Annotated in this window: 13 protein-coding genes and 2 other annotated features; of the genes, 6 read left to right on the top strand and 7 right to left on the bottom strand. The window is 37.7% G+C overall.

Annotated features, from left to right (window positions below; translation table 11 throughout):
* Nucleotides 1-3: 3 nt before the first annotated feature.
* From AB1284_RS17915 to AB1284_RS17905, 3 genes are all read right to left on the bottom strand, one after another.
* The gene (locus tag AB1284_RS17915) at nucleotides 4-348 is read right to left on the bottom strand and encodes a hypothetical protein (protein ID WP_429753638.1); all 345 of its coding nucleotides are present in this window, start codon (nucleotides 346-348) and stop codon (nucleotides 4-6) included.
* Between the two features lie 78 nt (nucleotides 349-426).
* Nucleotides 427-1,878, bottom strand: a complete 1,452-nt coding sequence (locus tag AB1284_RS17910) for an RNA-guided endonuclease InsQ/TnpB family protein (RefSeq protein WP_429753639.1) — start codon at nucleotides 1,876-1,878, stop codon at nucleotides 427-429.
* A gap of 327 nt (nucleotides 1,879-2,205) precedes the next feature.
* Entirely contained in the window at nucleotides 2,206-2,787 is a 582-nt protein-coding gene (locus AB1284_RS17905; RefSeq protein ID WP_429753640.1) for an HD domain-containing protein, read from the bottom strand.
* A 641-nt stretch (nucleotides 2,788-3,428) separates the two neighbouring features.
* On the opposite strand from AB1284_RS17905, the gene AB1284_RS17900 reads away from it, so the two are divergent.
* Nucleotides 3,429-3,689 carry a hypothetical protein gene (locus AB1284_RS17900; RefSeq protein WP_429753641.1) on the top strand — a complete coding sequence of 87 codons (261 nt, stop codon included), beginning with the start codon at nucleotides 3,429-3,431 and terminating at the stop codon, nucleotides 3,687-3,689.
* A gap of 524 nt (nucleotides 3,690-4,213) precedes the next feature.
* Here AB1284_RS17900 and sspI read toward each other — a convergent pair.
* Nucleotides 4,214-4,423, bottom strand: a complete 210-nt coding sequence (sspI, locus tag AB1284_RS17895; RefSeq protein ID WP_429753642.1) for a small acid-soluble spore protein SspI — start codon at nucleotides 4,421-4,423, stop codon at nucleotides 4,214-4,216.
* An 82-nt stretch (nucleotides 4,424-4,505) separates the two neighbouring features.
* Between sspI and AB1284_RS17890 the strand changes: the two genes are divergently transcribed.
* From AB1284_RS17890 to pheT, 3 genes are all read left to right on the top strand, one after another.
* Complete coding sequence (locus AB1284_RS17890; protein ID WP_429753643.1) at nucleotides 4,506-5,303, top strand: TrmH family RNA methyltransferase; 798 nt, start codon at nucleotides 4,506-4,508, stop codon at nucleotides 5,301-5,303.
* Nucleotides 5,304-5,335: 32 nt separating this feature from the next.
* Nucleotides 5,336-5,564, top strand: a binding site (T-box leader).
* Nucleotides 5,565-5,608: 44 nt separating this feature from the next.
* Nucleotides 5,609-6,643 (top strand): phenylalanine--tRNA ligase subunit alpha, encoded by a 1,035-nt coding sequence (pheS, locus tag AB1284_RS17885; RefSeq protein ID WP_429753644.1) that lies wholly within the window; start codon nucleotides 5,609-5,611, stop codon nucleotides 6,641-6,643.
* 18 nt (nucleotides 6,644-6,661) lie between these two features.
* Entirely contained in the window at nucleotides 6,662-9,082 is a 2,421-nt protein-coding gene (gene pheT, locus AB1284_RS17880; RefSeq protein ID WP_429753645.1) for a phenylalanine--tRNA ligase subunit beta, read from the top strand.
* A gap of 146 nt (nucleotides 9,083-9,228) precedes the next feature.
* Here pheT and AB1284_RS17875 read toward each other — a convergent pair whose 3' ends face one another.
* Both AB1284_RS17875 and AB1284_RS17870 read right to left on the bottom strand, forming a co-directional pair.
* Entirely contained in the window at nucleotides 9,229-9,942 is a 714-nt protein-coding gene (locus AB1284_RS17875) for a hypothetical protein (protein WP_429753646.1), read from the bottom strand.
* A gap of 273 nt (nucleotides 9,943-10,215) precedes the next feature.
* On the bottom strand, nucleotides 10,216-10,785 hold the full coding sequence (locus AB1284_RS17870) for a hypothetical protein (RefSeq protein ID WP_429753647.1): 570 nt from the start codon (nucleotides 10,783-10,785) through the stop codon (nucleotides 10,216-10,218).
* 252 nt (nucleotides 10,786-11,037) lie between these two features.
* Nucleotides 11,038-11,291, top strand: a binding site (T-box leader).
* A 50-nt stretch (nucleotides 11,292-11,341) separates the two neighbouring features.
* Here AB1284_RS17870 and asnS point away from each other — a divergent pair.
* Together asnS and AB1284_RS17860 are read left to right on the top strand one after the other, a co-directional pair.
* Entirely contained in the window at nucleotides 11,342-12,733 is a 1,392-nt protein-coding gene (gene asnS / locus AB1284_RS17865; RefSeq protein WP_429753648.1) for an asparagine--tRNA ligase, read from the top strand.
* Between the two features lie 121 nt (nucleotides 12,734-12,854).
* Nucleotides 12,855-13,328, top strand: a complete 474-nt coding sequence (locus AB1284_RS17860) for a hypothetical protein (RefSeq protein ID WP_429753649.1) — start codon at nucleotides 12,855-12,857, stop codon at nucleotides 13,326-13,328.
* Between the two features lie 210 nt (nucleotides 13,329-13,538).
* On the opposite strand, the gene rnhC is transcribed toward AB1284_RS17860, so the two are convergent.
* Nucleotides 13,539-14,477 (bottom strand): ribonuclease HIII, encoded by a 939-nt coding sequence (gene rnhC, locus AB1284_RS17855; protein WP_429754430.1) that lies wholly within the window; start codon nucleotides 14,475-14,477, stop codon nucleotides 13,539-13,541.
* Nucleotides 14,478-14,531 lie beyond the last annotated feature (54 nt).

Genomic DNA, 14,531 nt, shown 5'->3' with positions numbered 1-14,531 from the left:
GTTTCAAATAAAGAATAGCGTAATAGCAAATAAAACGACAATAAGTACAATGATGCTCTTTACTTTCTCTTTATGCCACACTTGAACAGCACATACGCTCCCGCCTATTACTAAGAGAATGCCACCAATTCCTTGAAGAACGGTCAGTGATAGCAGCCGGCCTAAACTTAACAGAAAAAGTCCCATTAGCATAAAGCCAGTCGTGAAAATGAATTGGGTAGATTTAAAGGTAATTATCACTTTTTTTCGTTCCTCTTTATTCATTTTTTCGTACGTTTTCACAACTGAAAATGTTGGTATACACCAAATGATTAAAAAGCTCACCAGCTTATCGATATTTATATACAAAGATATAACTCCTTTCATGAAAACTCCCGCCACTTATCTCCTTCAGATCTTGAAGTGGGGGTTTCTCGTGTATCACCTTCAAGAGATGCTTAACACAAGTGGAGTTGACACAGCTGCCTGATGGCACAACCCCTCTATTCCATCGGCAAACGCCTTTGGAACTGCTTTTTTTAAGATGTTATAGGAACCATTCACATCTGCGTTTAGTAATTTGTTTTCTTTCGTGCGATACAAGCCACGTGTGATCCGTTTTCCACTGAATACAGGAATGTCTTCCTCACCGTAAGTGGGGATCACATCATTGTCTAGAAAGGATGCTTTACTTGTATACGATTCTTCCACGACTTGTACAATAATGCCTTTTCGTTTTGCTTTATAGGTAATCATTTCAATGAGTAGATTATGCGGGATATGGCAAAAGGATTGATTCTGTCTTTTTCCCATTTCACTGTTTTGTTTCCAAGATGTATTTTTCCCAATCACAATCATAGAGATCTCATGTTGAACTGCGAAATTGACAATATGATAACTCATTTTGTGGAAGAAATCTTTTATTTTGAGAAATCGTTTCTCATGAAGCCTCTCTAAACGCTTTGATGTGTGTGGTCCTTCTTTTGGTTCTTTTCCATGACGAAGAATACCCGTTAAATAAGCCTTTTGCTTGTTATAGTATTGGTTAATGCTTTTGAGCACATTGCCCTTTACTAACACAGGAGTAGCCCCTGTATTCGTTATGATAGTTGCAATGTTATCAATCCCTAAATCGATACTCATATAGCGATGGTTATCCACATGCTCAGGTGCTGGCTCAGATTGTTCTGTCACAATTTCAACTTTAAACTTCCCGTGAGCAGGAGAAACACGTACCTCTTTTATATTTTCGATATATTCGAACAATTTACCGATATTTAATTTTATGCTTGTTTTTGGAAAACGAATGTATTTATCTTGGAGCTTACATACTTGATTCGAGAAAACAATTTCTTTCATAGATGATTTCATATATTTGGGAATGCGAGGCCTGCCAGTAAAAGTGGAAGGATGTTTTTGGTATGCCTTGATGGAAGCGAAGAATGATTTCCAGTTTTGATAGAGTTTTTTCATGACCGCTTGATTCGTTTGCGCTGGTAAATTCATATAATCTTGTTGTTTCATTGTTTTAAACAAACAATCTAGAAAGTTATAGGATAGAAACGATTTCTCTTTTGTCGGTAATGTAAATAAGTTACATTTGATTTCTTTCCGTTCCTTTAAAGGTTTTTCTTTCTGTTTTTGTACGCGTTTTTGATACGCATGAAGTTGATTTTCATTCATGATTTCAATATGTGCTTGTAATGTATGAAGAACTTCTTGTTGAAGTGGCTGTAATGGTTTCTCAGTGCGTAAGGCTGTATATACTTGGCGAATGTAGAAGTTTGTTGTATTGTAGAGATTTTTTGCGTTTTGACACATCTCTAGGAAGTAAGAGTATAACTTATGACCTTTCTTAATCCAAATTTGATAGGTTGCATATTCTTTTTCTTTTGTCATCATGTTCACCTCCTTCTTTCCTTCATGATACTACAAAACAGTCAAAAAGAACGTATATTCGCAATACTGCGAATATATTTTTACAAATGCGATGGCAATTCATCTCCACCTTAAACTGGGCTATGCCCTACACGTTTTGAAGATGGAGTTTTCTTGCCAATTTTCCGATAAAAAAGGATGTTATTCTTATTATCTGTTGAAACCTATTATTTGTCATTGGGTTTTGTGAATTTGTTTCTCCCACATTAAAGGGCAGTAAGAGCCTCGCTTTATTAGTGAGGATCTTACTGCCCTTTAGTAGATGAACAAGCGTCTTTTGTGTATATGTTAATGCTTTACAAGTTTTGTCTGCCCTTTTCCTTCATTTGCAGAAATATGCAAAGAGGATGGTGTATGTGTTTGTAATTCGCGATCTACGATTTGGTCTAATCGTTTGATCGCTTGCAGTGCTTTTTCATAAGAGATGGTTCGATAGTGATGTGTTCCTCCTGGTTCTTCATCTGCTTCGTCTGCCCATTTAATAATATTTTGCAGAGACGTTCTTTCAAGTGTTTGCTCTAGTAGAAAAGAATCAGTGTGAAGGAGAATGGCAACAGAAATTTCCTTTGCTTGATTAGGGTGTTCTCCTAATCGGATTAGCAATTTATGAGCTCTTTCCGCTCCTTTAATAGCATGTATATCATTCTCTTTATACAATTCATAGTCCCATTTCCCATTGCGATACCATGTGTGATGTCCGATATCATGAAGAAAACCAGCCTTTGTTGCCGCATCGACTGAGGCGTGATGCTTTTTGGCTAAGTGGAACGCGTGGTAAGCGACAGCAATCGCATGAACCATTCCAGAACGGTTTACATATTTTTGGGTGATGGGATGCTGAAAAATTTGTTCAAGTGTAACACGGCGCATAAAACATTCACTCCTTTCATTCAGTGCAGTGTATTATAGAGAAAACAATAGTTATAAATATATTTTGAACATTTTACTACATTATTGTTATGTTAGTAAAGTAATTAATGATGGAATAGAAAAAATTTTTATGTTCTGATCCCTTTTCAAGAGAATAACTAAATTACTTCATTTCATAGAAAAATATCCCTATTACAACAAGTGAACATAAAGTAATCTCTACATGTTTAATGCTAGTTATTGGATTGTGTGGATCCTACTTATGTCTGTAAACATAAGTGGATTGCACACGATATCTCTTTTTATAATAAAAACGCTAGTGTGTTATTTATCATATGGAATAGCATAGCTTTCACTTTTTCAGTGGCCTCGCATTTGCTAAGGTAATTTTTATTCCGCTATTCGTGGATAGTTCTAGTATTTGATGAAGAAGGCCATGTCGTTATGATTGATAGAAGAGATAAAAAATTATGAATTCTGACTGATATAAAGCAAGGTATCAAAAATCTTACTAACACAGAAATTATGCATAATTTTTGAAATATTTTAACAAAATAATCAAAAGTTGTCCAAATGTCTATTTCGCAGAGCTATGTTCGGTCATATATATAAGTAACCTTATAAAGAAAGGAATTGATTTTATGGCTCTTTTAACTAACTGTCAAACCTGCACTCCTCCTGCAGGTTCAACATCTATTCTCACTGTAAGCGTACCTGGTGGACTTGCTATTAACCTATTGGGAATTCATATTGAAGTTTGCCCAGTCTGTATTACAGTATTTACTGGTGGTGGTACACTAACGGCTCAACAACAAAATATTGCAAACAACCTTCTTCAGTCTATTCGCACCTTCGTCCCAAATATTCCGGATATTCCATCTATTTCCGATACTCAAGCATAAATAAATTAATAAGTGTATAGGTATATGAATTAGCCTTCGGTTTTCTCCGCAAGGCTTTTTTATATAATGCATTTTTCTTTTTTGAGGAGCAATACTGAGCGATAATCATTTCGGAATCATTGCTTTCAATTTCATTCGGTTGGTGTCGTTATGAAAACCGTTAAAACATTTGTTGTTCGGATGAACGCGATTATAAATACCATTTTAAGCCCGTTATTCAATGGAGTTATGGAGGATATCAACAATTAAGCCTATTAAACGCTGTTGCTGCGACTATTGAAATGATCAACAGCTATTTTCATGAATATCATTAAAGACGGGGCATTAAAATGTCAATCTTGTCTTTGGGTAAAGAGCTTAAAATGTTCCATAGTTACATACTATGTAATCATTTGAAATTCCATAATCAAAATAGAAATCACCTCAGCAAATGCTGAGGTGATTTTTATCATTCTTACTCCGTTATTTTTGTAAAGAAAAATTTCTTTACCTTAAGAGTCAAGGATAGGTCAGGAAGAAGTTCTTTATTTTTTTAAGCCTTGCTCCAACGTCGTTAACATCTCATGCTTTTCATTTTCATCAGCATTTTTCCAAATGACTTCAAATAAAACGCCAAGTCCTGGAAGCATTTTTTCTTCCCCGCTTTGAATCGCATCGACGATTGTTTCTTGTAACTGGTCTTGCGTATTTCCTGATACGTTCGCTAATACAGCACCGCGTAAATTAAAGTTCATCACTTTCACCTCTTTTTAGGAATGGAAACTGACATTAGTTTTTGTTCTTTTTTATGTAAATATGTATGAAAAATAGGCTATAATGAGAAGACAAGAAGAGAGGGAAATACATATTATGAAAAACATTGATTCAGTACAAAATCCGCGCGTAAAGCAGTGGAAAAAGCTGCAAACGAAAAAAGAGCGCGATAAAAAAGGTTTATTCTTTGTAGAAGGATTCCATTTGGTGGAGGAAGCTTTAAAGGCAGGAGTTGTAACAGAACTTATCGTTTCAGATCAAACAGATCTTCCGAAAGATTGGACGGTTGCTGATGTCGAAATGTATATTGTGCCTGAAGCAATTGTAAAGGTACTTCGTGAAACAGAAAAAACACAAGGCGTATTTGCGGTTTGTGAAAAGCAAGAAAAAGAAGTAACTTTGACAGATGGAAAGTTCCTATTACTTGACGGGCTGCAAGATCCAGGTAACTTAGGAACAATTATTCGTACAGCAGATGCAGCTGGTATTCATGCCGTTGTGCTTGGAGAAGGATGCGTTGATATTTATAACAGTAAAGTACTGCGTTCTACACAAGGCTCTGTATTCCATTTACCGATTGTAAAAGGAAGCTTAGAAGAATGGGTAGACAAATTAAAACAAAAGAACGTTCCTGTATACGGAACAGCTCTTGAAAACGGGGTTCCGTACGGTGAAGTAACACCAGCGGGAAGTTTCGCATTAATTGTAGGGAACGAAGGAAATGGTGTACGCCAAGAGATTCTTACTAAATGTGATCAAAACTTATACATCCCGATTTACGGAGGAGCAGAATCATTAAATGTTGCGGTTGCAGCAGGGATTTTAACGTATTATTTACAAACTCCGGTTGCGAATCGATAAAAAACTTCTTATAATAGATGGAAGTAAAATAGTTAAAAACGTTGATAGAGAAGAGTAACTTACAAAATCGCCATATAGGGAGAGAATTCCGTAGACTGAAAGTATTCTCATGGTAGACGTAAGTGAATTCACCTCTGGAGTTGACGCCAGGACCATGTAAATGTAAAGGCGTTCCGGCTTAAAAAGCCGTTATAACGAATTGAGTGGGCAGACTTGTTCTGTCAATTTAGGGTGGTACCGCGAATTTACCTCGTCCCTTTTTAGGGAGCGAGGTTTTTTTATTTTTAAAATTAGGAGGGTTCCAAATGGAAGCACGTTTAAAAGAGCTAAAGCAAGAAGCGTTAGAGCTGATTGAAAAAGCGAAAGAGCTAAAGGGCTTAAACGATGTACGCGTAGCGTATTTAGGAAAAAAAGGTCCGATTACAGAAGTACTGCGCGGCATGGGGAAATTATCTCCAGAAGAGCGTCCACGTATGGGAGCGTTAGTAAATGAAGTGCGTGAAGCAATTCAAACACGTTTAGAAGAAAAAATTAATCATTTAGAAAAAGCGGTAATTGAAGCAAAATTATCATCTGAAACAATTGATGTAACATTACCAGGCCGCCCTGTAAATACAGGCTCTCACCATCCGTTAACAGCAGTTGTTGAGCAAATTGAAGATTTATTCATCGGTATGGGTTATGAAGTTGCTGAAGGTCCAGAAGTAGAAAAAGACCATTACAACTTCGAAGCGTTAAACTTACCGAAAGATCACCCAGCACGCGATATGCAAGATTCTTTCTACATTACAGAAGAAATGTTGCTTCGTACACATACATCTTCTGTACAAGCAAGAACGATGGAAAAGAATACAGAAAAAGGCCCAATTAAAATCATTTGCCCTGGTAAAGTATATCGCCGTGATGATGATGATGCGACGCACTCTCATCAGTTCATGCAAATTGAAGGTCTTGTAATTGACAGAAACATTCGTATGAGCGATTTAAAAGGTACATTACAAGCATTTGCGAAGAAAATGTTTGGTGAAGACCGTGAAATTCGCCTTCGTCCAAGTTTCTTCCCATTCACAGAGCCATCTGTTGAAATGGATATTTCTTGTATGATGTGTCATGGAAAAGGTTGCGGCACATGTAAAGGAACGGGCTGGATTGAAATTTTAGGTGCAGGTATGGTTCATCCAAACGTTCTTGAAATGGCTGGCTATGATTCAAAAGAATATCAAGGGTTCGCATTCGGTATGGGTGCAGAGCGTATTGCGATGTTAAAGTACGGCATTGATGACATTCGTCATTTCTATACAAACGATGTACGTTTCTTACAACAATTCAAACGAGCGTAAGGGAAGGAGAGATAAAGAATGTTCGTATCATATCGTTGGTTACAAGAGTATGTAGATATTAAAGATGTAACAGCACAAGAATTAGCTGATAAAATTACGAAAAGCGGTATCGAAGTAGAAGGCGTTGAAGTATTAAATAAAGGCGTAAAAGGTGTTGTAGTTGGTCACGTATTAGAGTGCGAAAAACACCCGGAAGCTGATAAGTTAAGCAAATGCTTAATCGATATCGGTGAAGAAGAGCCAGTTCAAATTATTTGCGGAGCTCCTAACATTGCAAAAGGTTTAAAAGTACCAGTTGCAAAAGTTGGCGCTGTTCTTCCTGGCAACTTCAAAATTAAAAAGGCAAAACTACGCGGCGAAGCTTCTCACGGTATGGTTTGTTCTTTACAAGAGCTTGGCATTGACGGGAAATTAGTTGCAAAAGATTATGCAGAAGGTATTTTCATCTTCCCAAGTGATGCAGAAGTTGGCGCAGATGCATTAGAAATCTTAAACCTACATGATGAAGTACTTGAACTAGGTTTAACACCGAACCGCGCAGATTGCTTAAACATGTTAGGTGTTGCATACGAAGTAGCAGCAATTTACGGTCGTGAAGTGAAACTTCCAGCAGCAGACCTACAAGAAGCAGCAGAGAAAACATCTGATTACATTTCTGTAAGTGTAGAAGCAACAGAACAAAACCCATTATACATTGCAAAAATGGTGAAAAACGTAAAAGTTGGTCCATCACCAATCTGGATGCAAACGCGCCTAATGGCAGCTGGCATTCGTCCAATTAGCAACGTAGTTGATATTACAAACTATATCTTAATTGAATACGGTCAACCGTTACATGCGTTTGACTACGATAAATTAGGATCAAAAGAAATCGTTGTTCGTCTTGCTGGGGAAGGCGAGAAAATGACAACATTAGACGATCAAGAGCGTACATTACAAGCTCATCACCTTGTTATTACAAACGGTACAAAAGCATTAGCCATTGCCGGAGTAATGGGCGGAGCAAACTCTGAAGTAGATAACGATACAGTAAACGTGTTAATCGAGTCTGCATATTTCGCAGGTCAAACAGTACGCCGCACATCAAAAGACTTAGGTCTTCGCAGCGAATCAAGTGCTCGTTTTGAAAAAGGCATCGATCCAACACGTACATTCGAAGCGATTCAACACGCAGCGGCATTAATGGCAAAATATGCTGGCGGCGAAGCGTTAGAAGGCGTTGTAGAAGTTGATAACTTACAAGTAGAAGAGCGTACAGTATCTGTTACAGTTGAAAAAATTAATCGTGTATTAGGTACAGACATTTCTGCTGATCAAGTGAGCACAATCTTTACAAACTTAAAGTTCCCATTCACAGAAGTGGAAGGAACATTCCATGTGAACGTACCAGCACGTCGTCCTGATATTACAATTCCAGAGGATTTAGTAGAAGAAGTAGGTCGCTTATATGGATACGACCATATTCCTTCAACATTACCAACTGGTACAATCACGCGCGGTAAATTAACAGCGGCGCAAACAAAGCGCCGTAAAGTACGCCGTTATTTAGAAGGCGCTGGGTTATATGAAGCGATTACGTATTCATTAACAAGTGCTGAAAAAGCAAAACAATATATGGTTGAGCCAAACGAAAAGACACCTGTGAACCTTGCACTTCCAATGAGTGAAGAGCGCAGTCAGCTTCGTTTAAGCTTAGTACCACAATTATTAGAAGCGGTAGCTTATAACAATGCTCGTAAAGTAGATAACGTTGCGTTATACGAAGTAGGTTCTGTATTTTTACCAACAGTAGAAGGTGAACTTCCGAAAGAAGAGCAACATCTTGCTGGTGTTATGACAGGGCTAGCTCTTCATCATCAATGGCAAGGAGAGAAGAAGGTTGTTGACTTCTTCGTTATGAAAGGTGTATTAGAAGGCTTATTTGACATACTTGGCGTTGCGAAGAGCATCACATATGTACCAGCAAAACGTGAAGGCATGCATCCAGGACGTACAGCTAATATTGTACTAGACGGCGAAAATATTGGTTTTATCGGCCAATTACACCCAGAAGCACAAAAACAATTAGATGTAAAAGAAACGTACGTATTCGAATTATCTCTTGCGAAAGTATTCACGGCAGAGGCAGAAGAAACGTACTACACAACAATCCCGCGCTTCCCATCTATGACACGTGATATGGCTGTTGTAGTAGCGAAAGAAGTAAAAGCTGGCGAAATGAAGCAAACAATTGCTGAAGCAGGCGGAGAGCTTCTAAAAGAAGTAACATTATTCGACTTATACGAAGGCGAAAAAATGGAAGAAGGCAAGAAATCACTTGCATTCTCTATGAACTACTTCGACCCAGAACGTACATTAACAGATGAAGAAGTAACAGAAGCACATAGCCGTGTATTAGCAGCGGTAGAAGAGAAATTTGGTGCGGAGTTACGTAAATAATAAAAAAGCAGCCTTGTGGCTGCTTTTTATTGTTTTTTTTGTAATTTCCCCCACCATTTGGGGCAGTTAAATGGATGAGAGTCCCTGTTCATAACTGAATCGATAGGAAAGGGGAATCCCGTAATCGTTAGTAATAGAAGCTTCATTTATGCATATGGTGAAAGCGTTGTTACTTTTTGAGAAAAAGGAACTCCATTTACAGTACCTGAAGCTGTAAGAGTTATATCCCCAGGCCCTAAAGCAGTGACAGTAGTGTTAAAGAACCCGTCTTTTTCTGTAAGAACCATGTTTGGAGAAACAGTTGCTGAACCATCCACTGTGAAAAAAACTGGTATTCCTGCAAATCCGATGCCATTGACTAATAAACGATCTGGTGCAGAAGCGTTATCATCTTCACTTGTCAAATTGAATCCAAGATCTACGTCTATACTAGTAATTGCTAATCTTTTAACACAAACTTTGACGATCTCTTTTTCTTTGAATGTAAACGCAGCCCGCTGTCCATTTATAACTCCAAAGTTTTGTTCTTGGGCAGAAACTTCGCTAAAAATGGCCACGCCAGTCACCTCAAAAATGTCACCTTCATTGGCATCTTCGCGGTTAATGACACTTTGAAATGGGATATCGTCTACAACTTGAAAACCAGGCACTAGAGTTCCGTCTTCTAAAACAGCTGTATAAGTGAGAGTTGTATGGATGGCCCCGTAAATAACAACTCTTTCTGGGAGTACCTTTTCAATATTTGCTTCAACTGTTTTCGTGAAGGTAACAGTATTTTCGAGTGCTGGGGGGACAAGTTGCGCTGTGTGTTCAACAGCAACTTGGCAACAAGTTGTTGGATTAGTAAGAGGATAAGTCATTAAGTATTCCTCCTTGGTTTTATAGGATATATTCTCTTCAGACGGGGTGAGATTGTTATATCGCTATTCGTGGGCAGTAAGACCTCCATTGCTGGGAGCTTCACTGTATTCCGCGAATGAATTGTCTGAATAGAGTGGGATGTTCCTCTTATAAATTATGAAATATATATGGAGCTTGTATGGGAGAATATCGGGGGTTGGATTACTATTTTTAATAAATAAGTTTATTCGTTCATCACAAATATAAAAATGAGCCCATTTTATATTTGTTTGCTAAGTAATCATTTGTATGGAAATTTTTATAATATCTTTTTCTGTAAAATTGAAAGCAAGAGTTGGCTCATATAATTGAGAATCATTTAATTTTCCAAAGTTAGCTTCATAGGAGAAAATTTCACTGAGTATTTTTTGCTCGATGATGATAAATTGATTGTTTTCTTTTATATCCATTGATTCTATAAGACCCTGAAAGGGAACGTCATCTTGGATGCTATGGTTTGGAATCTCCTTGTCATGCATTACAGCTGTATAAGTAATCGTTTTGCGGATAAAACCAACTATGACAACGACTTCTGAACACACCTTTTCAATTGTAGTAAATATTTGTTTATCAACTTCGATGGTTCCTCTTTTGGCAGGGGGAACTAATGGAATTTTGTGTTCTACAATTTGTCTGCAGCACATCGTTTTTGGTTCAGGAGATTTCGATAATTGTATCGGTTTTTGGATTGTTGGAGATGTTGGTAATTTTACAGGTTTTTGAATGGCATGAAGTTCTGGTAGAACGATATAAGGAAAAAAAGGTGTGCTTGTAACGAAATTTTTTTTATGATCTGGACTCATTTACGTTTCCTCGCTTTTTTATTAAGGTATAGTGTAGAATATGTTTTTTTATTGCGGATGCTTTTTGTTAATAATGAATTGAAAAAACGAGCTATTGTCATGCGTAGATAAACTAAGATGATTTTGTTTTTTTCTAAGCTGCTTTTCAGAACGTACGTTATTAGATGGAATGATAATAAAAAGGCTTTTTGCTTTGAAGGACAACTTGCATCTTTCCATCGAATGTAGTACATTAATTTTAGTTTAAAAAAATGAAAGACGATGATAAGGAAGAGTAGTATATACTATAATCCAAAGCGAGTCAGGGACGGTGCGAGCCTGATGAGGCGGTATATGTGAAGAACACCTTGGAGTTGCTAACCGAAATTGAAACGTGTGTTCAAGAGTAGACTTAGACGGGAATCCGGCCTGTTACAAACCGGGAAGTATGTGTAATACATACGAGTTAGAGCTGGTCTTTATGACAAATTGGGTGGTACCGCGAAGTTTAACCTTTCGTCCCTTTATGGATGGAAGGTTTTTTTGTATTTAAATATACGTAAAGGAGAATTTCAATATGGAAAACACATTAGTAAAAAGTCTGTATAGAGAAACTGATAAGTATGTAGATCAAAAAATACAAGTATCAGGTTGGATCCGTAACTTACGTGATTCAAAAGTATTTGGTTTTATCGAATTAAACGATGGTAGCTTCTTTAAAAGCGTTCAAATCGTTTTCGATACAGAACTAGATAACTTTAACGAAATTGCGAAGCTTCCGTTAAGCTCTTCTATTAAAGTAGAAGGAACGCTAATCGCAACTCCAACTGCTAAGCAACCGTTTGAAATTAAAGCGGACAAAATCGAAATCGAGGGATTATCAGATTCTGATTACCCATTACAAAAGAAACGTCACACGTTTGAGTACTTACGTACAATCGCTCATTTACGTCCAAGAACAAATGCATTCTCGGCAACGTTCCGTGTGCGTTCAATCGCAGCTTATGCAATTCATAAGTTCTTCCAAGAGCGCGGCTTTGTACATGTTCATACACCAATTATTACAGGTAGTGATACTGAAGGTGCAGGTGAAATGTTCCGCGTAACAACGCAGGATATGAACAACTTGCCAAAAGGTGAAGATGGAAAAGTAGATGATTCAAAAGACTTCTTCGGCAGAGAAACGAACTTAACAGTAAGTGGACAATTGAATGCTGAAGCGTATGCATTAGCGTTCCGCGATGTATATACATTCGGTCCAACGTTCCGCGCTGAAAACTCTAACACAACTCGCCATGCTGCTGAATTCTGGATGGTTGAGCCTGAGATTGCATTCGCTGAATTAGAAGATGTAATGGATCTTACAGAAGATATGCTGAAATATGCAATGAAATACGTATTAGAACATGCACCAGAAGAAATGGAATTCTTCAACAGCTTCGTTGATAAAACAGTTCTTGAGCGCATGAATAACGTAATCAACTCTGACTTTGGTCGCATCACATATACAGAAGCAATTAAAGTGCTTCAAGAATCAGGTGCAGACTTCAAATACCCAGTACAATGGGGTATTGATTTACAAACAGAGCACGAAAGATACTTATCAGAACAAATCTTTAAACGTCCTGTATTCGTAACAGACTATCCAAAAGATATTAAAGCATTCTACATGCGTATGAACGATGACGGTAAAACAGTAGCTGCAACAGACTTACTTGTTCCTGGCATCGGCGAATTAATCGGCGGAAGTCAACGTGAAGAAAGAATGGATGTTTTAGTAGACAGAATTAAAGAACTAGGCATGAACGAAGAAGACTACTGGTGGTACTTAGAGCTTAGAAAATACGGCGGTACAAAACATGCTGGGTTCGGTCTTGGTTTCGAACGTTTCTTAATGTACATCACTGGTATGGCTAATATTCGTGACGTAATTCCATTCCCAAGAACACCAGGTTCTGCGGAATTTTAAGATTGAAAAAAGGTATATCAACGGCAATTAAGCTGTTTGATATACCTTTTTATTTTCTTTTGAGCAGGGAGAGGTATTGGATAAGGAGAAACAATACGTAAAGTAGAAAGGAGCTGAATTTGTGAAAAAAAGAATAGTATGTTTCTTAGCGATCATGCTAATCAGCTTAAGTGCATGCGGAAATGAAAAAGAAAAACAAGAAAAAGTAGTTCCGACATCACAAGAGGCAAAGGTTGTTACGTTTCAAGGAAAAGAAATAAAGGAAATTCAGTTAACATCTACGAAAACGAAAGGTACGAAAGTATTGAAAAAAGAAAATGATATAAAACAACTTGTATCTGCGATGGAGCAAGTTGGATTGGCAGAAAACGGGGATGAACCGAAAACACTATCACTAGATGAAGAAACTAAATCCTCTATTAGCTACAATATGTCTATTGATTATGGTGATGGATTGATTGAAAACTACTTTGTTTGGATAGAAGATGACGGGGAAATTGTAATTGGACATAAAGATACGCCAGAGAAAGAACATGTTGAGTTTTATGATTTGAAAGAAGCTTCAAAACAAATTACAAATTTGTTTAAAGAATAAAGTGAAACTCCCATCAGTGGGGATCCCCACTGATGGGAAGCTCTCACCAATCGGGCGCATGCCAGCAGTTGCCACCCCACCTATCTGCTTCGTTTCTCTTTACATCTTGAGATGGGGGCGCGAATGGCGGGATAAAAACAAGAAGACACGAGCTAATCATTCGTGTCTTCTTGTTTATTCATTTCGTATCCTGCCCATACTGAAGAATAGCTATTTCTTCAACAATCGAAACGCCTTTTCCGTATTTGCAAAATGTAATTTCACAAACTCAGGTAATCTGTCTTTCCCAAGCCTTTGAATCAATTTCGCAGCTGCAATATCGACTTGATTCCCAGCGCCTTTCGGCAGTGTCATACCCGCTTTTTTGCTCAGTTCATCAAACTGTTTTACAAAGGAATAACGGGCTAAAATGGAGGCTGCTGCAACGGCGATATGTACACTTTCGCCTTTTGTAGCGAAATATACGTTTTCGCGTTGAACGTTTTTTTGTTTGGCTAAATATTTATAATATGTAGCTGGCTGTGTGAACTGATCAATTAATATGCCTTCTGGTTTCGTTGGTGCCATCTTAGCCAATAAGTTTGTAATGGCTTTATTATGAAGCATTGCCTTTAGTTGTCCTTGATTGTAGCCTTTTTCAAACATTTCGTTATATTTTTCGTTGTGAAGAACAAGGGAACTGTAAGGGACAACCGCCAGTAGTTGTTTTGCAATTTCACAAATTTGTGTATCATTTAAGTTTTTTGAGTCTTTGACGCCGAGTTCTTTTAATAATGGAATTTGTGTTGCATCGACATATACTGCAACAACTGTCATCGGTCCAAAATAATCTCCTGTTCCGACTTCATCTGAGCCGAGAATAGACATCGCACTGATGGAAGCTGGCGGTGCATAGGAATGGTCATTTACACTTTTCTTTACAGAAGCTTTTGGCGCAGCGGCATTTGCCTGCCAACGGCTAGATTCTTCAGTCGCGCGTCCGCCTTGAAACATTACTTTTCCTGATTTATAGGCTGTAATTGTGCAAGATGGAACCTTTGCCATGAAGATACCGCCTTGGGGAATTTTTGGCTGCAATGCTTGTGCGTATTTTGTTTTCATGTCCTCTATAACAGCGGAACTTACTTGAATAACAATAGAATTTGACAAAATGATTGCTCCTTTTTCATTATTTATGTTTTTATCATATCGAATTGTTGTTTC

Source organism: Bacillus sp. S2(2024) (assembly GCF_050474045.1).
Classification (GTDB): Bacteria; Bacillota; Bacilli; order Bacillales; family Bacillaceae_G; genus Bacillus_A; species Bacillus_A yunxiaonensis.
Note: the sequence above shows the minus strand (reverse complement) of the source record. Positions and strands in the feature narration are given on the sequence as shown.